Source organism: Streptomyces sp. NPDC048473 (genome assembly GCF_043200155.1).
GTDB lineage: Bacteria > Actinomycetota > Actinomycetes > Streptomycetales > Streptomycetaceae > Streptomyces.
This window is the reverse complement of the sequence record NZ_JBICXE010000016.1, coordinates 72,167-97,460: the sequence shown is the minus strand read 5'-3', so window position 1 is coordinate 97,460 and position 25,294 is coordinate 72,167. Positions and strand designations below refer to the sequence as shown.

General features: G+C 68.9%; 23 protein-coding genes and 2 pseudogenes. 10 read left to right on the top strand and 15 right to left on the bottom strand.

Translation table 11 applies throughout. The features are described 5' to 3' along the window. Positions 1–97 precede the first annotated feature (97 nt). Complete coding sequence (locus ACGFU7_RS24890) at positions 98–1,189, top strand: Rieske 2Fe-2S domain-containing protein (protein WP_393698364.1); 1,092 nt, start codon at positions 98–100, stop codon at positions 1,187–1,189. Between the two features lie 42 nt (positions 1,190–1,231). Here the strand turns inward: ACGFU7_RS24890 and ACGFU7_RS24885 are convergent, their stop codons facing one another. Continuing rightward, the gene (locus tag ACGFU7_RS24885; protein WP_393698362.1) at positions 1,232–2,563 is read right to left on the bottom strand and encodes a hypothetical protein; all 1,332 of its coding nucleotides are present in this window, start codon (positions 2,561–2,563) and stop codon (positions 1,232–1,234) included. Positions 2,564–2,744: 181 nt separating this feature from the next. Next, positions 2,745–3,014, bottom strand: a complete 270-nt coding sequence (locus tag ACGFU7_RS24880; RefSeq protein WP_114247546.1) for a helix-turn-helix domain-containing protein — start codon at positions 3,012–3,014, stop codon at positions 2,745–2,747. A 41-nt stretch (positions 3,015–3,055) separates the two neighbouring features. Here ACGFU7_RS24880 and map point away from each other — a divergent pair, with 41 nt between their 5' ends. Beyond that, positions 3,056–3,823, top strand: coding sequence for a type I methionyl aminopeptidase (gene map / locus ACGFU7_RS24875; protein ID WP_393698360.1), 768 nt, complete (start codon positions 3,056–3,058; stop codon positions 3,821–3,823). Positions 3,824–3,844: 21 nt separating this feature from the next. Here the strand turns inward: map and ACGFU7_RS24870 are convergent, their stop codons facing one another. Next, positions 3,845–4,597, bottom strand: coding sequence for a glycoside hydrolase family 75 protein (locus ACGFU7_RS24870; RefSeq protein ID WP_393698358.1), 753 nt, complete (start codon positions 4,595–4,597; stop codon positions 3,845–3,847). A 147-nt stretch (positions 4,598–4,744) separates the two neighbouring features. Further along, entirely contained in the window at positions 4,745–6,553 is a 1,809-nt protein-coding gene (gene ggt, locus ACGFU7_RS24865; protein ID WP_393698356.1) for a gamma-glutamyltransferase, read from the bottom strand. A gap of 105 nt (positions 6,554–6,658) precedes the next feature. On the opposite strand from ggt, the gene ACGFU7_RS24860 reads away from it, so the two are divergent. Beyond that, entirely contained in the window at positions 6,659–7,402 is a 744-nt protein-coding gene (locus ACGFU7_RS24860) for a hypothetical protein (protein WP_393698354.1), read from the top strand. A 36-nt stretch (positions 7,403–7,438) separates the two neighbouring features. Here the strand turns inward: ACGFU7_RS24860 and ACGFU7_RS24855 are convergent, their stop codons facing one another. The 5 genes from ACGFU7_RS24855 to ACGFU7_RS24835 all read right to left on the bottom strand — a co-directional run bounded on the left by ACGFU7_RS24855 (position 7,439) and on the right by ACGFU7_RS24835 (position 12,982). Next, positions 7,439–7,975: a hypothetical protein gene (locus ACGFU7_RS24855; RefSeq protein WP_393698352.1), complete on the bottom strand. Its 537-nt coding sequence runs from the start codon at positions 7,973–7,975 to the stop codon at positions 7,439–7,441. Continuing rightward, positions 7,972–9,408, bottom strand: a complete 1,437-nt coding sequence (locus tag ACGFU7_RS24850) for an ATP-binding protein (protein WP_393698350.1) — start codon at positions 9,406–9,408, stop codon at positions 7,972–7,974. The genes ACGFU7_RS24855 and ACGFU7_RS24850 overlap by 4 nt, the downstream gene beginning before the upstream one ends. Further along, a complete protein-coding gene (locus ACGFU7_RS24845; protein ID WP_393698348.1) occupies positions 9,405–10,088 on the bottom strand; it encodes a response regulator in 684 nt (227 codons plus the stop codon). The genes ACGFU7_RS24850 and ACGFU7_RS24845 overlap by 4 nt, the downstream gene beginning before the upstream one ends. A 66-nt stretch (positions 10,089–10,154) precedes the next feature. Continuing rightward, positions 10,155–11,819 carry a murein biosynthesis integral membrane protein MurJ gene (murJ, locus tag ACGFU7_RS24840; RefSeq protein WP_393698347.1) on the bottom strand — a complete coding sequence of 555 codons (1,665 nt, stop codon included), beginning with the start codon at positions 11,817–11,819 and terminating at the stop codon, positions 10,155–10,157. After that, positions 11,816–12,982, bottom strand: a complete 1,167-nt coding sequence (locus ACGFU7_RS24835; protein ID WP_393698346.1) for a lipid II:glycine glycyltransferase FemX — start codon at positions 12,980–12,982, stop codon at positions 11,816–11,818. The genes murJ and ACGFU7_RS24835 overlap by 4 nt, the downstream gene beginning before the upstream one ends. A gap of 226 nt (positions 12,983–13,208) precedes the next feature. On the opposite strand from ACGFU7_RS24835, the gene ACGFU7_RS24830 reads away from it, so the two are divergent. Together ACGFU7_RS24830 and ACGFU7_RS24825 are read left to right on the top strand one after the other, a co-directional pair. After that, positions 13,209–14,423: an Ig-like domain-containing protein gene (locus ACGFU7_RS24830; protein ID WP_393698344.1), complete on the top strand. Its 1,215-nt coding sequence runs from the start codon at positions 13,209–13,211 to the stop codon at positions 14,421–14,423. Positions 14,424–14,560: 137 nt separating this feature from the next. Beyond that, positions 14,561–15,292, top strand: a pseudogene (locus tag ACGFU7_RS24825) (CocE/NonD family hydrolase); the annotation flags it as partial. Positions 15,293–15,443: 151 nt separating this feature from the next. Here the strand turns inward: ACGFU7_RS24825 and ACGFU7_RS24820 are convergent. The 4 genes from ACGFU7_RS24820 to ACGFU7_RS24805 all read right to left on the bottom strand — a co-directional run bounded on the left by ACGFU7_RS24820 (position 15,444) and on the right by ACGFU7_RS24805 (position 20,247). Further along, positions 15,444–16,925, bottom strand: a complete 1,482-nt coding sequence (locus ACGFU7_RS24820) for a catalase (protein WP_393698342.1) — start codon at positions 16,923–16,925, stop codon at positions 15,444–15,446. A gap of 75 nt (positions 16,926–17,000) precedes the next feature. Next, on the bottom strand, positions 17,001–17,639 hold the full coding sequence (locus ACGFU7_RS24815) for an HD domain-containing protein (RefSeq protein ID WP_393698340.1): 639 nt from the start codon (positions 17,637–17,639) through the stop codon (positions 17,001–17,003). 377 nt (positions 17,640–18,016) lie between these two features. After that, positions 18,017–19,135 carry a transposase gene (locus ACGFU7_RS24810; RefSeq protein ID WP_393698339.1) on the bottom strand — a complete coding sequence of 373 codons (1,119 nt, stop codon included), beginning with the start codon at positions 19,133–19,135 and terminating at the stop codon, positions 18,017–18,019. Positions 19,136–19,263: 128 nt separating this feature from the next. Next, a complete protein-coding gene (locus ACGFU7_RS24805; RefSeq protein WP_393698337.1) occupies positions 19,264–20,247 on the bottom strand; it encodes an amidohydrolase family protein in 984 nt (327 codons plus the stop codon). Between the two features lie 398 nt (positions 20,248–20,645). Here ACGFU7_RS24805 and ACGFU7_RS24800 point away from each other — a divergent pair, with 398 nt between their 5' ends. The 4 genes and pseudogenes from ACGFU7_RS24800 to ACGFU7_RS24785 all read left to right on the top strand — a co-directional run bounded on the left by ACGFU7_RS24800 (position 20,646) and on the right by ACGFU7_RS24785 (position 22,612). Then, a complete protein-coding gene (locus ACGFU7_RS24800; protein WP_393698335.1) occupies positions 20,646–20,837 on the top strand; it encodes a hypothetical protein in 192 nt (63 codons plus the stop codon). Then, positions 20,819–21,861: pseudogene (gene nthA, locus ACGFU7_RS24795) on the top strand (nitrile hydratase subunit alpha). The gene ACGFU7_RS24800 and the pseudogene nthA overlap by 19 nt, the downstream one beginning before the upstream one ends. Further along, positions 21,858–22,136, top strand: a complete 279-nt coding sequence (locus ACGFU7_RS24790) for a hypothetical protein (RefSeq protein ID WP_393698333.1) — start codon at positions 21,858–21,860, stop codon at positions 22,134–22,136. Before nthA ends, ACGFU7_RS24790 begins: the two are co-directional and overlap by 4 nt. Positions 22,137–22,333: 197 nt before the next feature. Then, positions 22,334–22,612 (top strand): hypothetical protein, encoded by a 279-nt coding sequence (locus tag ACGFU7_RS24785; protein ID WP_393698332.1) that lies wholly within the window; start codon positions 22,334–22,336, stop codon positions 22,610–22,612. Positions 22,613–22,800: 188 nt separating this feature from the next. Here the strand turns inward: ACGFU7_RS24785 and ACGFU7_RS24780 are convergent, their stop codons facing one another. Both ACGFU7_RS24780 and ACGFU7_RS24775 read right to left on the bottom strand, forming a co-directional pair. Further along, positions 22,801–23,103 carry a hypothetical protein gene (locus ACGFU7_RS24780; protein ID WP_393698330.1) on the bottom strand — a complete coding sequence of 101 codons (303 nt, stop codon included), beginning with the start codon at positions 23,101–23,103 and terminating at the stop codon, positions 22,801–22,803. A 52-nt stretch (positions 23,104–23,155) separates the two neighbouring features. Then, on the bottom strand, positions 23,156–23,509 hold the full coding sequence (locus tag ACGFU7_RS24775) for a beta/gamma crystallin domain-containing protein (protein ID WP_393697446.1): 354 nt from the start codon (positions 23,507–23,509) through the stop codon (positions 23,156–23,158). 1,444 nt (positions 23,510–24,953) lie between these two features. On the opposite strand from ACGFU7_RS24775, the gene ACGFU7_RS24770 reads away from it, so the two are divergent. Continuing rightward, positions 24,954–25,292 carry a MerR family transcriptional regulator gene (locus ACGFU7_RS24770; RefSeq protein WP_393698329.1) on the top strand — a complete coding sequence of 113 codons (339 nt, stop codon included), beginning with the start codon at positions 24,954–24,956 and terminating at the stop codon, positions 25,290–25,292. Positions 25,293–25,294 lie beyond the last annotated feature (2 nt).

Below are 25,294 nucleotides of genomic sequence, written 5' to 3'. Positions count from 1 at the left end.
TCCGCGTTTCCTCCCGTTCGAGTGATGTGCAGCGTGTCAGGAGAATCTCGGAGCGGTCTGGGCAGTCTCCAGGCGACCGATCCTGGGAGGGGAAGCCGTGGCACTGTCACGCGAGTACGGGCGCGCCATCAGCGAGGGGCCGACGCCGGCCGACGCTTCGGGGGCGCCGGTCCTGCCCTGTCCGAGCGGCTGGTCCGCGCTGGCCTTCTCCGACGAGTTGCGGCCGGGCGCGGTGCTCACCCGGCCTTTGGCGGGGCAGGACGTGGTGCTGTACCGGCTCGGTACGGGGGCGGTCCGCGCCATCCGTCCGTACTGCCCGCACCTCGGCGCCCATCTCGGTCTGGCGAAGGTCGACGGAGACGATCTCGTATGCCCCTTCCACTTCTTCGCGTTCGGCCCCGACGGCACGTGCGTGCGGACGGGATACGACACAAAGCCGCCGAGATCACCGTTGGCGCAGTTGCCGGTGCACGAGGTCAACGGTGCTGTCTTCGTCTGGCGGCACCACGACGGCCGGGCACCGGACTGGTTCATCCCCGACTGGCACGAGATCGGCCACCGACCCGCCCGTAGCGCCGCCTGGGAGCTGGCCGGCAATGTCCAGGAAGTCATCGAGAATTCGGTGGACCTCGGGCATTTCGCCACCCTGCACGGCTGGGACAGGGCTGAGATCGGCGGGCCTGTCGTCTACGACGACGCCGCGTTCCACGTGTCCATGCGGGCCCACGAGTCGGCGCCGCTGCTCGGAAGCTTCGTCGTCGAGGTGGAGGTGGACGGCTACGGACTCGGTTGCCTGCACGCGGATGTGTACACGCCTCGGCTCGGGCTTCGGATGTGCACGATGGTGATGCCGACGGCCATCGCGCCCAACCGGATGCAGTTCCGGCAGAGGAACCGCATCGCCTTCGCGGAACCGGCCCGGTTACCGGCCCCGCTCGCACGGGTGGTGAGCCGAACCGCCGCTCGGCTGCTGGACCGCTCCATCTTCCGGTCCAGTTGCGAATTCACCGCCGCCGACTTCCCGATCTGGCATCACAAGCAGTACCAGCAGCCGCCCCGGCTGGCTCCCGGTGATGGTCCGATCGGCCCGTTCCGCCGCTGGGCCCGGCGGTTCTATCCGCCGCCGGGGGAGGTCGGGGGAACGTGGCTCAGCCACGGCGAGCGCGGCAACGGAGCGGGCGTGTTGTGAGTCCTCGGCCCTGCGTGCCGGGCGGAGCTTTGCGGACACCGGCTAGGGGGCACCCACGATGCCCGCCACCCGCAGCGCATGGACGACATCCCACTCCCGCGCCGGTGACACCGCGCGGGCCGCGGCCAGCAGTTGCGGTACGAGCTCGTACGGATTGCCCGCCGCGACCCGGGCCGCGTCCTGCGGAGTCCGTACGCGGATGAAGGCACCCAGCAACGCCTGCGCCTGCGGCCCCCGCCCCGCCCGGTCCAGCGCCACCACCGCATCGGCGATCTCCGCGGCCGGCCGCGCCACCCCCTGGCGCAGCAAGTGGTCGCAGTCGTCCGGGCGTCCCGCGGCAGCCAGCGCGCCCGCCGCCGCGGCGAGTTCGGCAGGCGGCAGCGAGGACACCTCCCACAGCAGGGTCGCCCAGTCCGCGTCGAGGCCCGCCCGGTGCAGCTCGACGGCAAGTACCGGCAGCCGGTCCGCGGGCCAGCCGGCCGCCTCGCAGAGCACGACATGCGCCTCGCCGCTGCGGCCCTCGGCCCGGAGCCGGAGCAGCCTTGCGACGGCGCCGGCGGCGGCCCGGTGTGCCTCGGGGTCCGGGGCGGCGGAGGTCCGGTCCGAAGGCGCGTCGTCCTCGGCCGGGGCGGCACCGAAGCGGGCGCCGCGCGGTACGACAGCCGTCGCCGGCGGTAAGGGCAGGACGGGTGCCGCCACAGCTGCGTCGCCATCGGCTTCGTCGACGTCCAGACCGGCGAACCGGGCGCCCCGCGGCTTCTTGGGCTTGGGCGCGGGCGGCCGAGGAGTACGTGGTGCCTCGTCGGGGCCGCGCTCGGGGCCGCGCTCGGGCTCAGGTTCCCGGTCCCGGCCCAGGTCCGGTGCCGGCTCCTCCGTGCGGAACCAGCCCGTCGGCACGGTCACCGCGGCCAGTCGCCCGCGCAGCTCCGTACAGCGGGCGGTGGCGCGTTCGTGGTCGTCCCGGGCCCAGGCCACCTCTTCCGCGGGGGTCGTCGTTCCGCCCGCCCCGGCCGCCCGGAGCCGCTGGGCCGCGTACGTCTGCTCGCGCAGCATCAGCTCCAGCCGTTCGACGAGCACCTGCCGTCCACCGGGCCGTCGGTCGTGGGCGGCCACCGAGGCGGAGTACAGCTCGGCGGCCCGTACCGACTCGCGCTGTGCGTACGCCGTGCTGCGCACGGCCGCCAGGTCCTGGAAGAGCGACTCCATCACGTCCCAGGGTGGAATCTCGGCGCCGTCGAGACAGGCGCGCATCCCTGCGGGATCGCGTCGGCAGAAGACGCCGTACCAGCCGCTCCCGGGGTCCAGCAGCGCCACCACATCCCGTAGATATTGCGTGAACTCCCGTACTTCCCAAGCACCTTGATGCACCGTCATCGTCGCCCTCGCCAACGTCGACTGGAGCCTTCCAGTCCGCAGGCATTCGACCTCAGCCGTGTTACAGCACGGCTACGCGCGCTTTTCGACTGCGGTGCGGTCGAAGCACGGTGCGGCGCACGCCCCCCTTGAGCGCCCCGGAATCAAGGCCCGAGAGGGCTGGAGAGGGCGGAGACAGGGGCTATCCGGCCAGCGGCACCACATCCGGCTCCGGAGCGCAGCGCGTGAGCAGTTCGTCCATCGAGAGCCCGAGCGCCCCGGCCAGCGCCGCGACGGTGAAGAAGGCGGGGGTCGGGGCGCGGCCCGTCTCGATCTTGCGCAGCGTCTCGGCGGAGATTCCGGCGCTCGCCGCGATCTCGACCATGCTGCGCCCGCCGCGCGCCTCGCGGAGCAGCGCTCCGAGGCGTTCGCCGCGACGGCGCTCTTCCGGAGTCAGGGGCGTTCGTACCATGCCGTCATTCTAATACCGCCGCGACCGGTATAGTAATTGGCATGGTGCAGCTCAAGACAGACACATCCATCGAAGCGATGCGCGAGACCGGCCGGGTCGTGGCGCAGCTGCTGACGGCCGTACGGGAAGCGGCGGCGGTCGGCGTCTCGTTGCGCGAACTCGACGAGGTCGCCCGCGGGGTCCTCCGCGAGGCGGGCGCCGGGTCCCCGTTCCTGAACTACCGGCCACATTTCGCCCCCACCCCGTTTCCAGCCGTGATCTGCGCGTCGGTCAACGACGCGATCGTGCACGGCATCCCGACCGACCAGCGGCTGCGCGACGGCGATCTGGTGAGCATCGACGCGGGCGCGACGCTCGGTGGCTGGGCGGGCGATTCGGCGATCAGTTTCACCGTCGGGCGCGCCCGGCCGGCGGACACCCAGCTGATCGACACGGCGTACGCGGCACTGGAGGCGGGGATCGCGGCGGCGGTCGTCGGCAATCGGATCGGTGACATCGCACATGCGATCGGCACGGTGTGCCGCGGCGCCGGTTACGGCATTCCGGAGGGGTTCGGCGGCCATGGTGTGGGCCGGTCGATGCACGAGGACCCGGCCGTCCCCAACGAGGGACGACCGGGTCGCGGCATGCCGTTGCGGCACGGAATGGTGCTGGCGATCGAGCCGATGCTGATCGGCAGTGGCAAGGACGCGTTCCATCCGGACCGGGACGGCTGGACGCTGCGTACGTCCGACAGCAGCCGGGCTGCGCACGCCGAGCACACGGTGGCGATCACCGACGACGGTCCGCGCATCCTGACCGCGTTGTGATCAACCTCCCCTTATGCAGGTCTAGTTGTTCTGGATGAACTGCTCGGCGAGGGCCTCGCCGGCGGTGACGGCGGCGCTGTGGCTCTCGATCGGCGACACCTCGGAGTTCTTGAACAGGATGTAGGTGACGCCGGATTCGGCGCCGCCGGTCTCCGGGTCGGGGTCGATGCCGAGTGCCTCGGCGGTGGCGTACGAAGCCTCGCCGATGATCTTGTTGGGGCCGGTGTCGCCGACGACGGCGTACTCGACCTTGTTGTTGTAGATGACGGCGACGACGCCACCGCCCTTGATCCCCGCGTTGCTGTAGTTCCAGATGCTGCTGCTGCTCGGCACGACGACGTACGGCAGTTCTTCGGCGTTCAGCGGCTTGTCGTCGGAGGTGCGGAACGCCGTGTCGTCCTGGAACCACGGGTCGGTGTTCTCGTTGCAGGCGTTGGTGACCTGGCCGTCGCAGTCGATGTCCATGTCGGCCTTCCAGAACACGGCACCGTTCTTGCCGCAGACCGGTACGGTCGCCGAAGTCTCCTCGTCCGTACGGTACTTGCCGTTGGAGATCTGCGAACACGAGGTGACCTCGGCCAGCAGATCGGCCGCACTGACGGAGCCTTCCTTGATGCCGGCCCCGGCCCGGCCGACGGCGCCGGAATCCATCCGGGGCGCGGCGGCAGCGATGACGTCGCCCGAGGCCGGGTGGGCCTCGGCGGCCGGCGTCAGTGTGGCCGCGAGCAGGGCGGCACCGGAGGCAGCGGCGAGGGCGAGCGTTCGAGTACGCACAGTGGGGGTGCCCTTCCATTAGGAAACTTTCCTTACCGACGCGGCCAAGGTGGACCCGAAGCCATGTCTCCGTCAAGACTGCGGGGCTGGTTCCTCGCGAAACAGTCGCGCCCAACCAGCCCCGCACAAACGGTTATTGACGGAGCGTCATGGTCGACCGCTCGGCTTCACGACCATGGCCGAACCCCCGCCCCGGCGCACCTTCTCGGCAGCCGCCAGCCACCGTCCGTCCGGCAGCCGCTGTACACCGGTCGCTGCTCCGATCTCGGGATTCAGCTTGAAGACATGCCCCAGCGACTCCAGTTCCGCCCGCACGGGGCTGTTCCACAGCCCCGGTTCGAGCTCCGTCGTCGCCGAGTTGCGCTGGCTGGCGCGCGGCGCCGCGATGGCGTCGACCAGCGGCAGCCCCCGGTCGACCTTGCCGATGAGCGACTGCAGAACGGTCGTGATGATCGTGGCGCCGCCCGGAGAGCCCAGGGCCAGCACCGGCTCACCGTGCTTCAGCACGATCGTCGGCGAGATGGACGAACGCGGACGCTTGCCCGGACCCGGCAGATTCGGGTCGTGGACCGCCGGGCTGGCGGGCGCGAACGAGAAGTCCGTCAGCTCGTTGTTGAGCAGATAGCCGCGCCCCGGCACAGTGATGCCGCTGCCGCCCGTCTGCTCGATCGTCAGGGTGTACGCGACGACATTGCCCCACTTGTCGGCCGTCGTCAGATGTGTGGTGTTCTCCCCCTCGTACGTCGTCGGGGCTGCCGTGCCGCCGGACTTGCAGTCGCCCGGGTGACTGGGATCCCCCGGCGCCAGCGGGCTGGTCAGCACCGCGTCGTCCCTGATCAGGCACTCCCGCGAGTCGGCGAACCGCTGGCTGAGAAGCCCCCGCGTCGGTACGTCCTCGAACGCCGGGTCGCCGACCCACCGCCCTCGGTCCGCGAACGCGATCCGGCTCGCCTCGATGTAGCGGTGCAGATACTGCGCCTCGCTCGCCTTCGAAAGGTCCGTGGACTCAAGGATGTTGAGCGCCTCGCCGACGCTCGTACCGCCGGACGAGGAGGGTGCCATGCCGTACACGTCGAGGCCGCGGTAGCCGACCTTCGTCGGAGCCTGCCGCAGCGCCCGGTAGGACCGCAGGTCCTTGGCTGTGAGGTCGCCGGGACGCACGACCCGGGTGGCCTTCGGATCCACGGGCGGGTTACGTACGGTCCGTATGACGTCGTCGGCCAGCTCGCCCCGGTACAGCTCGTCGATGCCCTTGCGGCCCACCTGTTCGTACGTACGCGCCAGATCGGGGTTCTTGAAGACGGAGCCGACCACCGGCAGTTGACCGCCCGGCAGGAAGAGCTTGCTGGTCGCCGGGAAGTCGGCGAACCTGGCCTGATTTCCCTCGGTCTGCGAGCGGAACGTGCTGTCGACGACGAAGCCGTCCCTGGCGAGCCGCTCGGCCGGCTTCAGCACCTGCCGCAGCGACTTGCTGCCCCAGGTGCCGAGCGCGGTGTCCCAGGTGGCCGGGGTGCCGGGGGTGCCCACGCTCAGTCCGCTGGTGACCGCGTCGTCGAAGGCGAGCGGCTTGCCGTTCTCCAGGAACAGCGAGGAGTCCGCGCTGCGCGGTGCGGTCTCCCGGCCGTCGATCGTCTCCACGGTGTGCTTCTTGGCGTCGTAGTAGACGAAGTAGCCGCCACCGCCGAGACCTGCCGAGTAGGGCTCGGTGACACCGAGCGCCGCCGCGGTCGCCACCGCGGCGTCCACCGCGTTGCCGCCCTTGCGGAGCACCTCGATACCCGCGGCCGAGGCATCCGCGTCGACGCTGGCGACCGCCCCTCCGTAACCCACCGCGACAGGAGACTTGGGGGGTGGCGCGGTCGGTGGCGCTGACGAGGACGGGGCGGCTGCCCCGATCGTGACGACAGCGGCGAGAACAACCGGCAACGACACATTCCGCGCGACGGATCGTCGCATGCGCACCTCCAGTGAAGACTTGTCCGCCGCAGGGTAACGCCGCCCCGCCCGACTCGTCAGGACCGCCGGGAACCCGAGGCCGATCGCCCGCTAACATGCCCGCCCATGACTGACGACGTACGCAACATCGTGCTGGGCGTGATAGCCGCCGGTATCAGCGCCGCGCTGGGCTGGATCGCCCGCACTTATCTCTGGCGCCGCAAGCTCCGCCGCAAGCAGGCGTTCTTCGGGCTGCCGGGCAACTCCGAGTGCCTGCTCGTCGTCAACCGCGACGCGGGCGGCGACGGCGCCGTCCACCGCCACGACGTCTTCGCCCTGCTCGAACTCTCCGCACTGATCAAGGACTGTTCGTCACACGCGCAGATCCTGTCCCACGACATCGCACAGCAGGGCTTCGGCGAGCGCACCGAATTCTGTGTCGGCGGGCCGGGCTCCAACCGGCGGATGGCCGCCCATCTCCATTCGCTGCTGCCCGGTGTGCGGATCAACACCGATCCGGAGCCCGGTCCGGACCGGGCTGCCTTCCAGGTCGGTTCAGAACGCTACCGGGCTGAGAAGGGCCTCGCCGAACACGTGCTGCTGGCGAGGCTGACGTTCGGTCAGGACACCCGTCCGGTCTTCCTGTTCTGCGGACAGCAGGCGATCACCAATCAGGCGGCCTCCCGCTATCTGGCCCGCAACTACGAGAAGCTGGCCCGCAAGCACGGCAACAGCACCTTCTGTCTGCTGCTGAAGGTGGTCAACTCGCAGGCGTACGGCCCCGATGTGGTGGAGCTCGTCGCCGATGTGACGCGGGCCGCGCAGACCCCCGTACCGGCACCGCGCACCTCGCACCGGGCGGCGGGCTGAGTTCCGCTGCCGGAGAAGCGTCCCACAGAGGGGCGGTCAGACGGAGCAGTGGGCCGGCCCGATGACACCGTCGGTGCCGGTCACTTTCACCGCCGCGCTCCGGTCCGCGGTGCGAGCCTGCGCGGCCGTGCAGATCAGCTGCTGCCGGGCGACCTCGGAGAGCTCCGTGACGGCGGTGTTCACCCGGACCGACACACCGTCCGGCCCCAGAGCCAGACTCAACTCTGCCCGAATGTCCGGAAGTTCGGTACGCAGGCCCGCCTCGGCCTCGGCCTTGGTGGGCCCGTCGAAGAGCATGGCGACCGCCTTGCCGGAGCCACGCCACACATGCACCGCACCCTTGTCGTCGACGTCGCCTTCCACCGTCACATCGACCTGCCGTACGACGGGCATCAGCCGGTTCGCGGACGACGAGGACACGAAGTAGAGCAGCGTGCCCTGCTGGCTCCCCGAGGGCACCTCCACGGTCGCCGGATCGCCGACCTCGACGACATCCGTCGCCCGTATCCCGCACCCGGTCGCCAGCAGCATGAGGGGCAGCAGGGCGCCGCCGAGGATACGTACGCGTCTCACTGCCCCTCCAGTGGTAGTTCCACGGTCAGGACCGCGCCGCCCCCGGGCCCGCCCGCGGCGTGCACGGTGCCGCCGTGCAGCCGTACGTTCTCCTGGGTGATCGCCAGACCGAGCCCGCTGCCCGCCGACCGGGTGCGGGCCGCGTCGGCCTTGTAGAACCGGTCGAAGATGTGCGGCAGCACGGCGGGGTCGATACCCGGCCCGCTGTCCGCGACCTCGGTCACCAGCCAGTGAGCCGCACCCCGCCGCTCGGTCCGCAGCCGTACGGTGACGGGCTGCGCGCCGTGCCGAAGGGCGTTGCCGACCAGGTTGGCCACCACGACGTCGAATCGGCGCGGGTCGAGCATCGCCCGTACTCCGTCCGGGAGTTCGGTGCGGACCCGGTCCTCCCAGTGCCTGCCCTGCAGGGACTTGCGGATCGTCTCGGCGACGTCGACTTCGTCGAGGTGGAGATCGGCCGCCTTCGCGTCGAAGCGGGATATCTCCATCAGATCCTCGACGAGGGTGGCGAGCTTCCCGGTCTCGGCGCTGATCAGCCGGACGGCGGCCGCGGTGTCGGGGTTCAGCTGGGCGGCGTCCTCGTCGAGCACCTCGGTGACGGCGAGCATCCCGGCGAGCGGGGTGCGCAGTTCGTGCGAGACGTCCGAGGCGAAGCGTCTGGCCCGCGCCTCCGCCCGCTGGAGCTCCTCCACCGACTCCTGGAGCTTTGTCGACGACTCGTTGAACGTCCAGGCGAGTTCGGCGAGTTCGTCGGAGCCCCTGACCTCGATACGGGTGTCGAGCTCGCCCCGGCCGATACCGGCGGCGGCCCGCCGCAGATCGCGTACCGGGCGCAGCACACTGCGGGCGGCGAGCAGGGCGGGCACCAGGGCGATCAGGAGGGCGGGCAGGGCGCCGTCGCGGGCCGCGGTGACCATGGCGTTGACATTGGCCTCCTCGGTGGAGAGCGGCATCACGGCGTAGAGGACGAGCCCGGTGGGCTGGCGTCCGTCGCCCCGGTCGAAGAGTGCGGGCATCCCGATGGTCAGCCAGGGATCGCCGTCCTTGACGACTCGTTGGAAGGAGCCGTGTGCGTTTCCACGGGCGGCGTTGCGCAGTGCGGGTGTGATCACGCCGGAGGTGGGCTGGTCCGTCGAGGAGACCCGGATCGTCCCGTATTCGGCGAAGACTCTCCAGGTGTGCGGCTTGCCCTCCCTGGCGAGGTTCTGGCAGGCCCGCCGCAGCTGCTCCGGATCCACCGGCAGGGTCACGGCCTGTGCGGCGATCCGGTCGCGGAACTGGGCGACGGCCGTGTCCTGGGCCTGCTGAAGGATGGCGGAGCGGGCCTCGCGGTAGGTCAGGGTCGCGGTGGTGGCGGCGCTGATTGCCGCGACCAGGAGGAACGCGCCTATGAGACGGGTCCGCAGTCCGAGCCGGGCGGCGAAGAGTTTCATACGAGCGGTCCGAAGCGGTAGCCGAAACCGCGGACGGTCTGGATGTAGCGCGGGCTGCCCGCCACGTCCTCGATCTTCTGCCTCAGCCGCCGCACACAGGCGTCGACCAGGCGCGCGTCTCCGTGGTAGCTGTGCTCCCACACGTATTCGAGGAGCTGCTGCCTGCTGAAGACCTGCTCGGGCGAGGCCGAGAGGTGGAGCAGCAGTTTCAGCTCGGAGGGCGCGAGCAGGATGCGCTGCCCCGCCTTGGCCACCGAGAGCCCGGCGCGGTCGACGGCCAGTTCGCCGTGGAATTCGATGCCGCTGCGCCCGGCGGGTTCGGCGAGCCTGCGCAGTACGGCGCGGATCCTGGCCTCTATCACTTCGGTACGGGCGGGCTTGACGATGTAGTCGTCGGCGCCGGCCTCCAGCCCGACGACCACGTCGAAGTCGTCACCTCGCGCCGTGAGCATGATGATCGGCAGCTGGCTGGTCTCCCGTATCCGGCGGCAGACCTGGACCCCGTTCATTCCGGGGAGCATCAGATCGAGGAGTACCAGATCGGGCCGGAACTCCCCCAGCGCGGCGAGCCCCTCCTCACCTGTCTCGACGGCCCGCAGCTCATGACCGCGCCGCCGCAGCCCCAGCTCGACCCCTTCGCGTACGGAGGGGTCGTCTTCGATCAGCAACACGCGCGGCATGGCATCAGTATCCCAGCGATCAAGGAATGGATTCGAACCGGTGAGCGGGTTGTGCGCCCGGCGGGTTCACGCCCGCCGCAGCCTTCCCCGGCCCGCCGCGATCATGGCGCTGATCTCCCGCAGCCGGAGCGGCCGTGCCAGCAGCACCACCGTGAGCAGGAGTACGACAGCCCCCGCCCCCACGGCGGCGAAGTCACCGGACCCCTCGCAGGCGCGAGCGGCCAGGTACCCCAGCAGTCCGGCGGGCACGCACGCCACCACCAGCCGGAGCTGGGCCCACAGCCCGGGCGACCGAACCAGCGAGGGCCGGGCGGCATCGTTGCCACAGACCCTGCGGTGCAGCACATACGCGGTGAGTCCGAAGCCCGCGAACAGCGCCACCGAGTACGCCCCGGCCATCCCGGTCACGGCCCAGCGGACCGGCAGCAGCAGATACGCGGCAATGGAGAGCCCGGCGTTGAGCGCGGCGACCACCAGATTGAGGAAGAACGGGGTGCGGGTGTCGCTCATCGCGTAGAACGCTCGGGAGAGCACGTACTGCCCGGAGTAGGCGATCAGCCCCGGCGCGAACGCCATCATCATCCCCGCCATCGCGGCAATGTCCGCGTCGCCCGTGCGCCCGTACCCGTACACGGCCCCGATCACCCACGGTGCCAGCGCGAACAGCACGGCCGCCGCGGGTACCACGACCGCAGCCGAGGTGCGCAGGGCGTACGAGACATCGCGCCGCACACCGGTCAGGTCGTTGTCGGCCGCCGCCCGGCTCATCCGGGGCATCAGCGCGGTGACGAGCGAGACGGTCACGATGCCGTGCGGCACCACCCACAGCTGAAAGGCGTAGCTGTACGCGGTGTAGCCCACGCCGCCCGGCACATGCTGTTCGACAGCGTGCTGACCGGTGGCGGTGGAGAGCCGGGTGACCACCCAGTAGGCGATCTGGTTGGTCAGCACGAGCATGACGAGCCAGCCGGCCGCGCGCAGCGGCCGGGTGAGTCCGCTGCCCCGCCAGTCGAACCGCGGCCGCCAGCGGAACTTCGCGGCGCGCAACGCGGGCACCAGGGCGAGCGTCTGTACGGCGATCCCGGCAGTGGTCCCCCAGCCGAGCCACTGGGCCTGCGCCGGGGTCAACGTGCCGTCGGAGTTTGCCGCGACGGTCAGGTAGATCCCGAACACCGCAATGATCACCATGTTGTTGAGGACCGGGGTCCACATCATCGCGCCGAACCGGTCGCGGGCGTTGAGCACTTGACCGAGGAGAGTGAACAGTCCATAGAAGAGGATCTGCGGCAGGCAGTAGCGGGCCAGGGCGATGGTGAGATCGGCCTGTTCGCCGTGGTAGTCGGGGGCGTAGACCGAGACGATCCACGGTGCGCCGACGACCGTGAGCGTGGTGAGGGCGAGGAGCCCGATCGTGCAGATGGTGAGCAGCCGGTCGGTGTACGCGGCGCCGCCGTCGGCGTGGTTCCTGGCGGCCCGCACCAGCTCGGGGACGAAGACGGCGTTGAGCGCGCCGCCGATGAGCAGCGTGTAGAGGATGTTGGGCACGGTGTTGGCGACGGTGTACCCGTCCGCCTGGAGCCCGGTGCCGAGCGCGGCGACGACGACCGCCGAGCGTATGAAGCCGGTCGCCCGGGACACGATGGAGCCGGACGCCATGACGGCGCCGCTGCGCAGCACCGAGCCGGACTTGCGCTCCGCGGCCTTCGCCGAGGTCGCCTCGGTGGCCGTCATCGGCGCGCCAGGTACGCGTGGAACGCCCGGTACAAGGTGTTGTTGGCAGTGCCGCCCACCGATGTCTCCCACTCTCCGAGGGTCTCGACGACCTGTCCTCCGGTGCCGAGCTTCCAACGGAGCAGCCCGAAGGGGCGGTCGTCGGGGTCAAGGGTGGAGGGTACCCCGCGCATGTCGTACACATCGGCACCGAGCCCATGGGCGTCGAGCATCATCTTCCACTGCAGTGCGTTGCTGGGACGGACCTCGCGGCGGTGGTCGGCGGAGGCGCCGGTCTGGTACCAGACGCGCCGGCCGGTGCTGATCATGGTGTGGGCGGCCAGGATCTCGCCCTGGTGGACGGCCAGATAGAGCTTCATCCGGCCGGGGTGTTCGGCGTTGAGTACGGCGTACTGCTGCTGGTAGTACGCGAGGGAGCGGCCGAGCCGGAAGCCGTCGCGCTCCTCGGTGATCCGCAGCAGCCGGTGGAATTCAGGCAGTTCGGCCGCGCCGCCGGTGACAATCCGCACCCCGGCCTTGTGGGCCTTGCGTACATTGCGGCGCCACTCCTGGTTGAGCCCCGACCACAGCTCGTCGGGGGTCCGTCCGGCAAGGGGCACCTGGAAGACATAGCGGGGCTGTGCGTCGGCGTCCTGGCCCCCGTCGCCGCCGCAGCGGCGCCAGCCGCGGGCCCGGAGCCGTTCGGCGACGGCCGTACCGAGCGGGTCCACCTCGGTCGCCAGTACGTCGCCGACCTTGCGGCCGGGGCCGGTGGCCGCTTTGAGCCGGGCGGTGTCCCAGCGGCGGTACGCCGGCGAGGGGCCGATCCGTACGGCGAAGGCGCCGGCCTTCCGCAGGTGCGCCATGAGCGGCCGCAGCCAACGGTCCATGTCGGGGTCGGCCCAGTCGGCCACCGGGCCCTCGGGCAGATAGGCGAAGTATTTGCGGGTTCCCGGGAATTGGCGGTAGAGCACCAGCGCGGCTCCGGTCAATTCACCCGAGTCGCTGTGCCAGCCGACCATTTCGGAGGTCCATCGGTCCTTCACCGAGGCCCAGGACGGATACTGCAGAAAGCTTGCCTCCGTGCGGCTGGACACGAAGGCCCGGTGCTCGGCGGCGGTCAGGCTGCGTATCCGTAGCTCGTGGTCGTGGCTGCGGTCTCCGGTCGCGAGCAGCGCTGACATGTTCGTGGCCCTCCCTGGTCCGCCCCCTTTGTCGGCTCTGCGGGGCTGCACAGGATGCTCACAGCGGTCCGTGACGGAGCCGAGCGGCGAATGTGACCGGACGATGACCGTTGCGCTGCGGTCCATGTCACACAGAGGATTTCCCGGTTTTCAGCCGTTTTGCGGAACCTATCGTCGGGTGAATACCTCTCCACCGACGAGAAGCAATGCCTTGGAGGTTTTTCCGTTGATCTCTGCACGCCGGCGCATACGCCGTACCGCCCCGCCCGTCCGTCCGGTCCGGCTCACCCTGATCGCGGGTACGGCGGTGCTCGGCGCCACGCTCACCGCCTGTTCCGGCGCGTCCGCATCGGACTCGGGCAAGGGGGCGGCCGGGGTCGCACCAGCGCACGACACCAAGGTCTCGGTGAACCTCCAGGGCAACAGCGCCACCCCCGGCAAGCCGGTGAAGGTGACCCTCGGCACCGGGAAACTGAAGACGGTCACGGTGAGCGCCGCCGAGGGGGACGCGCTCACCGGCCGGATATCCGCCGACGGCAGGACCTGGACGTCGGACAGGTTGACCTCGCCCGGCACCACGTACAGCGTCGACGCGAAGGACACCGAGGGCGGCAGCGACAAGGCCGGGTTCACCACCGCCGGGGCCGACAAGGTCAACAAGCTGACGCTGGCCCCCGGCAAGAACACCACGGTCGGCGTCGCCCAGCCGCTGTCGATCGTCTTCGACAACCCGGTGAAGGACAGGGCCGCGGTCGAGAAGGCCCTGAAGGTGTCCACCTCGAACAACACCGAGGGCTCCTGGGGCTGGCTGCAGGACTACTCCGGCAAGGACCGCGTCGACTGGCGCCCCAAGGAGTACTGGAAGTCCGGTACGAAGGTCACGCTCGACGCCGATCTCAACGGCATCGACTCGGGCCCGTCCGGCGGCTGGTTCGTCCGCGACTACCGGACCACCTTCACCATCGGCGCCGACCAGGTGGTCAAGGTCGACCTCGACCGTCACCGGCTGGCGCTGAAGCGGGACGGGAAGACCGTCATGGACGTGCCCATGTCGGCCGGCACCCCCGGCGGCGAGAAGGCGTCCTGGCGTGGCACGGCCGTACTGATGGCCAAGGAGGGCACGATCAACATGCGCTCCGAGACGGTCGGTCTGGGCGACGCCTACGACAAGATGGTCGACTCGTCGATGCGGCTGACCTGGTCGGGGATGTACGCCCACGCGGCGCCGTGGAACGCCGCCTACTTCGGGGTGGCCAACCACAGTTCGGGCTGTGTCGGGATGAGCGACGCCAACGCCGCCGCGCTGTACCAGCAGGTGCGGGTCGGCGACCCGTTCGAGATCACCGGCGCGGACGCCAAGGGCACGGTCGCGGAGGGCAACGGATACGGGGCGTGGAATGTGACATGGTCCGACTGGCAGGCGAAGAGTGCGCTGAAGTGAGCCGCACGGCCGCGCCGCACTGCTGACACCCCATCCAATAATCGTCACTCTCACGCAACTCACCGACGAGTCACCACGAGTAAGAGGCCAGGGTTACCGTCGGGTCATTTTGCACCGACACGCGTGAGGAGTGACGCGTGGCACGCCCGTACCCGGCTCTGCGCACCACCGCATCCATCGGAACAGTCGCCGTCCTGTTCGCCGGAGCCGCCCTCGGCGCGGCCCCGGCGGCCACCGCCCGGCCCGCCGCCGCAGCCGTGGCGGCGTCGGCCCCGAGCCTGAAGTTCTACGACATCCCCGGTTCCGGCGGGATCACCCTCAAGGGCAATGTGTTCACGCCCGCCGGCGCGGAGCCGGGCGACAGGTATCCGCTGATCGTGCTGCCCACCGGCTGGTCCATGCCGCAGGTCGAGTACCTCGCCCAGGCCCAGCAGCTCGCCGACTCCGGCTACGTGGTGGTCAGTTACACCTCGCTGGGCTTCTGGCTCTCCGGCGGCAGGATCGAGGTCGCGGGGCCGCCCGACCTCGCCGACGCCTCCTCGGTCATCGACTGGGCCCTGGCCAACACCCCGTCCGGCCCGGACCGCATCGGCATGGGCGGAGTCTCCTACGGCGCGGGCATCAGCCTCCTCGCCGCCGGGCACGACAAGCGGATCAAGGCCGTGGTCGCCCTCAGCGGCTGGGCCGATCTCATCGACTCCATCTACAGCGGCCGTACCCAGCACCTCCAGGCCGCGGCGCTGCTCGGCGGAGCCGGCGTGCTCACCGGCCGCCCGAGCGACGAACTGAACCAGACGCTCACCGACTTCCTCGGCTCCAACCTGGCCAAGGAACAGGACATGATCGCCTGGGGGAAGAAGCGCTCCCCGGGGCATGACTGCCCCCTGCCGAAGACACGACCCGAAGCTTCCCCCTGCAACTGCACACCTGGGGCCTGGAACGCAAGGTCCCACAGGAAGCAGCCGATGGTCGCCGAGAAGCAGAACCGCTTGCTTGAGTGCTGCCAGCGGATTCTCTCCGCTACCCGTTGCCCGGCTGCGAAGTCCCCAGGCCCAGGCCTTGGGCGACGCGCGCGCCGAGATCGGGATCCACTTTCGTCCAGTAGTCGTTGACCGCGCGCTCCTGAATGAAGTGCTCCACTCCCTGGCTCAGCTGCCAGACGATGTTGTCGACCAGATGGTCCCGATCGACCTGCGTCATCACCTGGCGGTAGAGCGTGCCGGGCTGGATGAAGTCGTCGTCGTCCCTGTGCGCCTCGTAGGCCGTGCGCATGATCTCGCCGGCCTCCACAAACCAGCTCGGATCGCGGTAGCGCTGCGGATCGGCCTTGGGCCCGCCGTAGCTGTTCGGCGCGTAGACCGGCTGGCTCCCATTGTGGCGGTAGCGCATCGGGCCATCCTTGTTGTAGTTGTGCACCTCGTTGAGTGGCTGGTTGACCGGAAGCTGCTCATAGTTCGGGCCGGTGCGATAGCGGCTCGAGTCGCCGTAGGCGAACATCCGCCCCAGCACCATCCGGTCCGGGCTGGGCCCGATGCCCGGGACAAAGTTCGCCACGTCGAACGAGGCCTGCACGATCTGGGCGAAGAAGTTCTCGGGGTTGCGGTCGAGCACCAAGCGCCCCACGGTGATCGGCGGGTAGTCCTCGTGCGGCCAGACCTTGGTCACGTCGAAGGGGTTGAAGCGGTAGTCGGCCGCGTCCTCGTAGGGCATGATCTGCATCTCGAGGCGCCAGGACGGGTAGTCCTCGCGGGCGATCGCCTCCCGCAGGTCGCGCCGGTGGCAGTCGAGGTCCTCGGCGCGCATGGCCCTGGCCTCGGCGTCGGTGAAGTTCTCGATCCCCTGCTCGGTCTTGAAGTGGTACTTGACCCAGAACTTCTTACCCGCGGCGTTCTCCCACATGTACGTGTCGCTGCTGTAGCCGTTCATGTGGCGCCAGGTGCGCGGCGTGCCGCGGTCGCTCATCAGGATCGTCACCTGGTGGGCCGACTCCGGTGAGAGCGTCCAGAAGTCCCACTGCATGTTGTTGCTGCGCAGGCCGGTGTCGGGCATGCGCTCCTGCGAGTGGATGAAATCAGGAAACTTCATGGGGTCACGCACAAAGAAGACCGGGGTGTTGTTGCCGACGAGGTCGTAGTTGCCCTCCTCCGTGTAGAACCTCAGAGCCCAGCCACTCACGTCGCGGTCCGAGTCCGGGTAGCCTTCTTCGCCGGCCACCGACGAGCAGCGGAGAAGAATCGGCGTGCGCTTGCCGACCGTGTTGAGGAAGGCGGCTTTGCTCCACTCGGTGACATCGGCAGTCACCTCGAAATAGCCGAAGGCGCCGCCGCCCTTGACGTGATAGACGCGATCGGGGACGCCCTCGCGGACGAAGTGGGCCAGCTTTCCGATCAGGTAGGTATCCTGCAGCAGGACGGGGCCGTTGGCTGCGACCGTGAGCGAGAACTCGTCGCTGGCGACGGGACAACCAGAATCCGTGGTTGTGACCGGCGGTTCATTACTCATCTCTTCATCCTCTGCTCGCGGTGGAGCACCTGGCGTTTACACGGGTCGGCCGAAACATGCAGTAATTTCCGCCAGCTACTCCGGCCAGGAGTTGCTCTGGATGACCTCGACGAAGTCGATGCGCTGGAAGCCGGGCACGAATTTGGCCAGCACGTCGGCGTTCATGGTGCCGAAGGTTGTGTCGGGCCGGTCCTTGAAGCCATCGGTGAAGGCCTCCAGAATCCGGCGCTTGAAGTCGGGGCGCGGGTGCGCATCGGTGACGGCTTTGAGCGCCGCGGGATCCAGGTCGTCACGGCCGATTCCGAGCACATCAGTCTCCACACCCGCAGTGACCAACGCGATCTCGGGCTCCATGAACTCCGGAACACCGGGTGTTGTGTGCAGGGCGATCGCCGTCCATACCCGGCGCACGTCGTCAGCGCCGACCCCGTGTTCGGTAAGGAACCGACGCGCCTCGTTCGCACCGTCGATCTCGAAGCGCTGATGAGTGGTCCGGTATGTCTGAGTCAGACCCAAGTCGTGGAACATCGCTCCGACGTAGAGCAGTTCCGGGTCGGGCTTCAAGCCGCGCCGTAGCCCTTGCAGCATCCCGAACAAGTAGACCCTGCGAGAGTGGTCGAAGAGCAGCGGCGGCTCAGCTTCGCGGACCAGTTCCGTGGCATCGGCTGCCAGTCGCGTATCGGGGATAGCGATACCGGCGATCTTCTCGCTCATAATTGGTTCTCTCCTGCGCGCGGCCCATGGACGAGGGCGTGTCTACGGATCCGATATCGGAGGTGCCGATTCGGGTAGGCGGTAAGTGCGGCGCTCACCAGGTCTTGACAGACAGCATTTCAGCATTGTCTGCGCCTGACCTGTCGTGCCAGCCGCCCAACGTCCATCCGGGTGAACGGCCGAGCCTCGATCATTCACGTGCGCGCCGGCGTGAGGGGGTCGGTGGGGGTGTCCGTATTCTTCCGGTTCGCGTGATGGCTTGGGTGGGGTCGGTCAGGGCGGTGGCCCGCGTGTCGTCGCGGGCGGCGCCGGCCTCCACTCGCCGAGGGTGGTGCGGGGTTCCTCCTTCCGGGGGTGTCGGGGTGGTGGGGGTGGGGTCAGCCGGGTTCGGGTAGAGCTTGGACGCGGTCCCATGCTGTGACGGCGTTGTGGCTGGCGGGCCAGGCCGGGTCGAACTTCAGCTCGCGGCGGCGGGCGTGGTGGGTGAGTTTTGCGAGGATGTCGAAGAGGTCGGTGCGCAAGGTCGCGGGCTCGGTTCTGGCGAGTCTGCCGTCGGGAGCGAGGAGTTGGAGCCGGGCGAGCAGGTCCATGGCGATGGCGAGCAGGGTGCACCATGCCTGGTTGAGTGCGAACTTGCGTGATGGCAGCCGGGTGAGCGTGAGTGCTTTTGACCGGCGGATCCCGGACTCCACATGAGCGTGAACGCGGTGGCAGGCGTCGAGCCACTGCAGCTGACGCCCCGCAGTGTTGGTGGCGATGGCCTGGTAGCGGAACCCGGTCGCCACTTCGTAGGGCTTCAGGTCGTGGGCGTACTTGGGGTGGACCGGCTCGCGACACACGATGATCCGCAGCCCCTCGGGCCGGCCCTCCAGGTCGAGCATGTCGGTGATCTCCACCAGGGCGGCATCCTCGCGCGGCGTGCCCTTGGCGTCCAGTGCGGGGGGCCACGTCTTCTCGGGGACCTTGGCCAGGTTGTTCCAGAAGTCCTCGTCGCGGGTCCAGCCGACGGAGTACTGCCAGGTGTTGGCCTTGTTCCCGCCGCCGTCTGTGATCGACTGCAGGTACTCTTCGGTGGCTCCGGCACCGTCGGCGCGGAAGAGGACCTTGCGTCTTCTGCGGGTGGGCAGTTGGCGTATCGCCTCGGTCGAGACCTCGATGTGGCCGGATGCGGTGTTGGCGCCGGCGCTGCCCGGCCGCAGCCGGCAGACCAGGTGCTCGTCCATATGAACGGGGTGAGGGTGTGTGCGGAGCCTCAGCCGTAGTGGTTGGTCTCGGTCATGTAGGCGCAACTGGTGATGTTTGTGCGGGTCGACGGTGAAGTCGAGGTTCCACCGCCAGCTCTGGGTGCACTCGGAGGCCGCGAAGGTGGAGGCGTGGCACGGCTCGCCTGTGTCGTTGCCGTACACCGGCACGCCCCAGGCGGCGTTACTGGTCGTGTCGGTGTCGCCGCCGGCAGCGCTGGGCAGGTGGTCTGCGCCGAAGTGCTCGATCGTCAACGGGTCGTTGTCAAGCCGGCGCCAAGACCTCGGTGCAGATAGCTGAGCCACGTCACATCGCAGGTCGAGGCCGAGTGCGGAAGTGGCTTGCGGGCGGACGTTGCCCTCTCCTCCGCGGGTCCCGGGCTTCAGGTGAGGTCGCCCAGACGGGGGAAGAGGCGCTTGGCGTTGCGTGTGGTCAGGGCACGCCAGGTGTCGCCGTCGGGCTGGGGGGCGGCATCGACGGAGTCGACCTGGAAGGTGGTCCCGCTGGCGGGGGTCCAGCAGTAGTCGCTGCCATACAGGACGCGGTCGCTGCCGAAGGCGGCGGTCAGGGCGGGGATCTGGTAGGGGAAAAGAGTGCCGGCCATGTCGAACCACAGGCGGCCGACCTGTTCCGGGATCGGGCCCACCGAGTCTGCTCCGTCCGCGCTTCCGCCACCGAAGACGCTGCGGAAGAGTTCCATGCGCTGGGTGAGCAGGGGCAGGGTGCCGCCGCCGTGGGTGAACACCCACGGGATGTCGGGATAGCGCTGGAGGCGGCCGCTGAAGACCAGGTCGCTGACCGTACGGGTGGCGTCGAAGATGAACTCCAGCATCGGGCGGGGACGGCCCAGCGACACGCTCTCGTAGTTGGGTGGCGAGGTGGGGTGGACGAAGACCGGGGTGCGGCGCCGGTCGAGTTCGGCGAACAGGGGCTCGTAGCGCTTGTCGCCGAGATAGACGCCATGGAGGTTACTCTCGGTGATCACCCCGTCGGCGCCAAGCTGGTCCATGGCGTACTCCAGCTCGTTCAGTGCCGCGTCGACGTCCGGCAGCGGCAGGGAGGCGAAGTGTCCGAACCTGTCGGGGTGGGCGCGGCGGGTTTCCGCGGCAACGTCGTTGACGTGCCGGGCGAGGGTACGGGACTGGTCGGCATCGCCGATCCAGACGCCGGGCGAGGAGATCGACAGGATCGAGGTCGATATCCCCCACTGATCCATCAGTTCGAGGTGCTGGTCGGCGTGCCAGGTGGGCCAGCCCGCCATGCCGTCGGGCTGGATGTTCCCGGCGTCCTTCGCTGCCCGGACGTACTCCTCGGTCAGGAAGTGCGCGTGCACGTCCACCAGGGGTGTGCGGGTCGTGTCGGCCATGGGAGTTCATCCTTTCTGGATCACGGACGTGGGGGCGGACTGGTCAGCGGCTCAGCCAAGTGAAGCAGTCGGCGGTAGAAGGCAGCGACCGCTGGTCACGCTTGCGGCGCCGTCTCCAGCATCGCGCAGCTACCTGTCACCGCCCGCTGGAACGGAGTCACCGCCGCCGCGGCCACGTGATCACCAGCCGCAAAGATCACGATCTACAGCTGCCGTGTCGACAGGTCATCGAGCAAGGCCGACCTTCGCGGCGTCGGTCGGGAAGGTACGCCCGTGCAAGAGTGCCGAGCATGTTCGGAGTGGAGCCAATCCAACCTGTCTCAAACACCACGAGAACCCTTCGGGCACCTGTCCCCGCCCCGATGGCACGCCACCCACCGATCCCTCACACTGTGTACATGGACGGTCCGCATGACCTGGGCGGCCGGATGGACTTCGGTGCCGTCACCGTTGACCCCGACGAGCCTGTGTTCCGGGCACGCTGGGAGGTCGCCGCGATGGCCGCCGCGCCGGCGCTGCTCTCCGCGGCGCCGGCGCGGGGTTGGAAACCAGACGCTGTGCTCTTTCCGGTATGCCCGGAAGCGCATTGACCCGGTGCACTATCTCCGCTCCCCGTACTAACGAGCGCCGGCTCGCCACTGTGGCGACGATCGCAGTCGAGTCGGGGGTGCTGCGCCGGGAGGAACTGGAGAAGCGGGCGGGCGGCCCCTTCCCGCTTGCCCACCCGCTTCGGGTGCACGGGCTGGAGAACCGGGGCAGCGGTGCGTCGCGGTTCGCCGTCGGTGACCGTGTCCGGGTCTGGCAGCGGCATCCGCTGAGGCACACCCGGTGCCCCGGGTACCTGCGGGGAGCGGAGATAGTGCACCGGGTCAATGCGCTTCCGGGCATACCGGATGTGGAGGTCCACTCCAGGCTGCGGGTGCAGGAGACCGTCCACACGGTCCGATTCGACGCCGGTGAGGTCTGGGGCGACGGCAGACCGGCGTCTGCCTGCATGCGGACCTTTGGGACAGCTACCCGGAGACGCCATGACCACCACCACGGCACACCGCCTGCGCCGGTCGAACGCCGCGCGGTCGCGCTGGAGGAACTGCTCGCCGAGCAGGGGCTGGTCAGCCCCGAGGACATCGACGCGGTGCAACAGGAGTACGAGACCCAACTCGGCCCGATGCACGGCGCCCGTGTCGTCGCGCGGGCCTGGGTGGACCCGTCCTACCGCGAGCGCCTTCTCGCGAACGGCACGAGGGCAGTACACGAGCTCGGCATCGAGGGACCGGAGATCGAGCACCTCGTCGTCGTGGCGAACAGCCCCGAGGTACACCACGTCGTCGTCTGCACGCTCTGTTCCTGCTACCCGTGGGGCGTGCTCGGGCTCCCGCCGAACTGGTACAAGACCGGTCGTACCGCGCCCGCGTGGTTCGCGAGCCCCGGGTCCTGCTTGCCGAGATGGGCTGCCCGCTGGACGAGTTCGTTGAGATCCAGGTGTGGGACAGCTCCGCCGACTGCCGGTATCTCGTGCTGCCGGAACGTCCTGCCGGCACCGACGGCCTGTCCGAGGAGACGCTCGCCGGCCTGGTGACCCGGGACTCGATGGTGGGGGTGGAGGCGCTGTGACGCTCGATCTTGACGGGGCGACGGCCCCACCCCGCCGCAACGGCGAGCTGGCGTTCGACGCCCCCCGGCAGTATCGGGTCCTCGGCCTGGCTACCGGGGTGGTGGAGCGCCGCTTCGATGGCGACTGGACACCGTTCCGGCGTTGCCTCAAGGACGCGATCGCCGACCGGCCGCAGCGACCGTACTGGGACAGCTGGACCGCCGCGCTGGAGGAGTTGGTGGTCGGCACCGGCCTGCTGGGCCCGGACGCGGTGTCCCGACGGATCGCGGACTGAGCGGCAGCGGCGGGGGCCGATGCGGGTGGTGATCTGCGTCGGCGGCGTGATCGGCGCCTGCACCGCGCACTTCCTGACTCGGCCCCGGACTCCCATTCTCTGACCAAATCGCCGGGATGCTGGTGGGGTGGCGAAGAACTCGCCCAGCGGCAACCCCAGGCCCTTGGTTCGTCCGCTGCTTCGACGACGAGTCGGCCATGAACCTGGTCGCGGTCAGCACCGTGCCAGACACCGGACTCGGCGAGCGGTGGCCACACTTCGACCACCACGAGATTGTGGCGGCAACCCTCGTCCAACAGCTTCGCTACGTCGACACAGCAGACGAACGCTGGGACGAGAATGCCCGGTTCATCGCCGCCGCCCGTCAGAGCGTCCCTCGCCTCATCGACGAGATCAGAGGCCTACGCACACAACTCGAACGCGGCTCACCCGAGGACAACCGAAGAGCCATGACCCCGTCCGATCCACGGTATTGACAATTACTCTCCCGGCGATCCCGCAGGTCAGCGGCTGTTGTCGGTTCGCAGCTGGCCAGTTCGTCGACCGATAGTTGGCCATTCAGGACCCTGGAGTCCAACTGAGGCGCGCCCCAGCTGGGTGTAGGCGTCAGGTGCGAGGCGAGTCGGCGGGCGAACCCGCGTGCCCCGCCTGGAACACGCGGGCGTCATGCCCGCACGCGGGCGTACCCCGTCCGGGACTGCTGGACGACCCGCTCCGGACCCGGGCGGTGGTACTGCTCGGAGCCTGCCTCGCTGACCGTGCGACGGCCGCCGGCCTGGACGGCGCAGCGGTTGCCGAGGTGCGGCTCGCTGATGCCGCGGACGTGCTGGAGGGGTACGTCGCGTCCGCACTGGAGTCCTGCAGGACGGTCCCGGGCAGCCTCGGCGAGGACGTTGCCGACAAGCTGCTGAATGCTTACGGGCAGCCGCTGCCGGAGGTGCGACTTAAGCCATCGTGTCCCGGCCACGCCCGGAAGAGCGTGACCGGACAGTCATTCCCCGCAACCGGATGTCAACTCGTCACAGGATCTGGATGGCGACGACCTTCGGTGGCTGGTTCGGGAAGGTGATGTCGTGCCAGCGCTCGATCTTCACCGAGTCACCGTTGGCGTCGTAGTAGATCAAGTCGTTGTTGCCCGTGGAGATCCGGTCGACCCACCACCCGCCGAAGTCGGTCTTCCCGCCATTCGCGTAGCAGTCGACGCTCTGACGGCCCTCGAAGTGCGACCAGATCTTCAAGAAGTTCTCCCCGCCGACACATTGGACGTGGTCGATGGCGAAGGCGTTACCACTCGGCATGCTGACGGTGAGCGCGGCAGTTGTGGCGAGCGCCACGGCCACGGAACGAGCGGCCCTCTTGCTTTTCGAGATCACAGATTCTCCTTCACGCGAAGGCCGGCGCACGGGCCGGCCCTGTCGGCGATGTTGCGTCATGACGGAACGGTGCTTCGTCGAGCCGACAAACGGATACGACCCGCCAGGCAGCCATGAGACCCCATCGGGCAGCTCGAACGATGCTGTCTCCACGCTACAAACGGAACGAGGCTATACCGGCGATAACCAGGGAAAACACATCAAAAAGGTGATAACCCGAGGTAAGGCCGTGGCGTACGGTCGAGCAAGCAACAGCCCGAACCCCCGCCGACCCCGCACCACGGCGCCGCTCCGGCAGCGTACTGATGGGCCCGGCAGACGGTGGAGCCGACGTGCACGTCCCACTTGAGACGACTCCGAACCTCATTCTTAAACGATCAGTCAGTGGCGTAGTTGGCCTGCTCTGCCAGCTGGAACGCTACGGGCCAGTCGAAGAGCTCGGGTGTCAGCGTCTTCACACGCAATCGGATGGGGTGTTGCGACGACCACTAGAACCGAAGACTTTGCCCAACCCGTGCGGGCCTTCGCCTGTAACGGCCAAGGCGCCTGAGCGCGTCCGGCCGATCATCCACGTAGTCAGATGGGGAGGCTGCGGTGTCCGCGGCGTCGAGGCCGGCGTAACGGCGCTGGTCGGAGCGGGTGCCCCTGGCTGGAGTGGGGCCGCCACGTGCCCCTTCAGTGGTCGAGGTCGACTATCTCTCTGTCTGGCGCACGGAAATCTGTGTCGACCAGAGTAGACATTGGGTGGTGGCGTGGTTATGGTTTCTCTCGTAGCCGAGATCGAGCAAGGTCCGGCAGAGACGAACTGCCGGGCAGCAGTACACGCAGTTGCGGTTCGCAGGACGGTGCGGTGGTGGAGTTCCGAAGCCAGGGTTGTTGCAGGACGGCGACGGGACTGACGACCGGACCGGGTGGCCCGTAGTGATCAGGGGCCACCGTGAGCAGTTCACGCAGTAGCAGTTCGGTAAGTGCAGTTCGCAGTACCAGCAGTGAGGTTGTCAGTGGTTCCTCGGTAAAGGCGTCGGCTGCGGGCGCGCGTACCGGGAGGTTCGGCAGTGGGGTTCTAAGCCAGAGCAGATGCAGGACGGGCGACGGGGCTGGCTGCCGAAGAGTGGCGCTGTTTGAGGCCACCAGCAGTTCGCAGTACCAGCAGTACGCAGTTCCCGTTTGGTAAGTAGTTCATCCAGAGGGAAGAACGGAGGAGTTGAGCGCCATCAGGATCGCCCGGGCGGAAACCTTGAGCCCGGGTACCGCAGGACATCGATAGTGAGGTGGTCTCCGGTCAAGCAACCGCGATCCCCGCACCCCCGACAGCGTTCAGGTCGGGTTGGCGGAAACAGAAGGCCGGCGCAGTACCAGGGTCGGCAGATGGTGTAGCAGTTCCTTCGGGGCCCTGGTGCCACATGGCACCAGGGCCCCTCCACGCGTTCCATAGAGAGGTGCAATGACAGCAGACGACTCGTTCGGCCGTCTCGATGACGACGACTACCCCGCCTACACCATGGGCCGGGCCGCCGCCATGCTCGGCACCACCCAGGGCTTCCTCCGCGCCATCGGGGAAGCCCGCCTGATCACCCCGCTCCGCTCCGAGGGCGGACACCGCCGATACTCCCGCTACCAGCTGCGCATCGCCGCCCGCGCGCGTGAGCTCGTCGACCAGGGGACCTCCATCGAGGCCGCCTGCCGCATCGTCATCCTCGAAGACCAGCTCGAAGAAGCCCAGCGCATCAACGCCGAATACCGCCGCGCCGCCGAATCGGTGAATTCACCGCCCGCGGTCTGAGG

Excerpts from the sequence above, each read along its gene's own strand:
- ACGFU7_RS24845 (WP_393698348.1), bottom strand. The coding sequence starts at position 10,088 with ATGCCGCGCGTGTTGCTGATCGAAGACGACCCCTCCGTACGCGAAGGG.
- ACGFU7_RS24860 (WP_393698354.1), top strand. The coding sequence starts at position 6,659 with ATGACTGACGACGTACGCAACATCGTGCTGGGCGTGATAGCCGCCGGT.
- map (WP_393698360.1), top strand. The coding sequence starts at position 3,056 with ATGGTGCAGCTCAAGACAGACACATCCATCGAAGCGATGCGCGAGACC.
- ACGFU7_RS24805 (WP_393698337.1), bottom strand. The coding sequence starts at position 20,247 with ATGGCCGACACGACCCGCACACCCCTGGTGGACGTGCACGCGCACTTC.
- ACGFU7_RS24880 (WP_114247546.1), bottom strand. The coding sequence starts at position 3,014 with ATGGTACGAACGCCCCTGACTCCGGAAGAGCGCCGTCGCGGCGAACGC.
- ACGFU7_RS24815 (WP_393698340.1), bottom strand. The coding sequence starts at position 17,639 with ATGAGCGAGAAGATCGCCGGTATCGCTATCCCCGATACGCGACTGGCA.
- ACGFU7_RS24770 (WP_393698329.1), top strand. The coding sequence starts at position 24,954 with ATGACAGCAGACGACTCGTTCGGCCGTCTCGATGACGACGACTACCCC.
- ggt (WP_393698356.1), bottom strand. The coding sequence starts at position 6,553 with ATGCGACGATCCGTCGCGCGGAATGTGTCGTTGCCGGTTGTTCTCGCC.
- ACGFU7_RS24850 (WP_393698350.1), bottom strand. The coding sequence starts at position 9,408 with ATGAAACTCTTCGCCGCCCGGCTCGGACTGCGGACCCGTCTCATAGGC.
- ACGFU7_RS24835 (WP_393698346.1), bottom strand. The coding sequence starts at position 12,982 with ATGTCAGCGCTGCTCGCGACCGGAGACCGCAGCCACGACCACGAGCTA.
- ACGFU7_RS24885 (WP_393698362.1), bottom strand. The coding sequence starts at position 2,563 with ATGACGGTGCATCAAGGTGCTTGGGAAGTACGGGAGTTCACGCAATAT.
- ACGFU7_RS24820 (WP_393698342.1), bottom strand. The coding sequence starts at position 16,925 with ATGAGTAATGAACCGCCGGTCACAACCACGGATTCTGGTTGTCCCGTC.
- ACGFU7_RS24800 (WP_393698335.1), top strand. The coding sequence starts at position 20,646 with ATGGACGGTCCGCATGACCTGGGCGGCCGGATGGACTTCGGTGCCGTC.
- murJ (WP_393698347.1), bottom strand. The coding sequence starts at position 11,819 with ATGACGGCCACCGAGGCGACCTCGGCGAAGGCCGCGGAGCGCAAGTCC.
- ACGFU7_RS24785 (WP_393698332.1), top strand. The coding sequence starts at position 22,334 with ATGAACCTGGTCGCGGTCAGCACCGTGCCAGACACCGGACTCGGCGAG.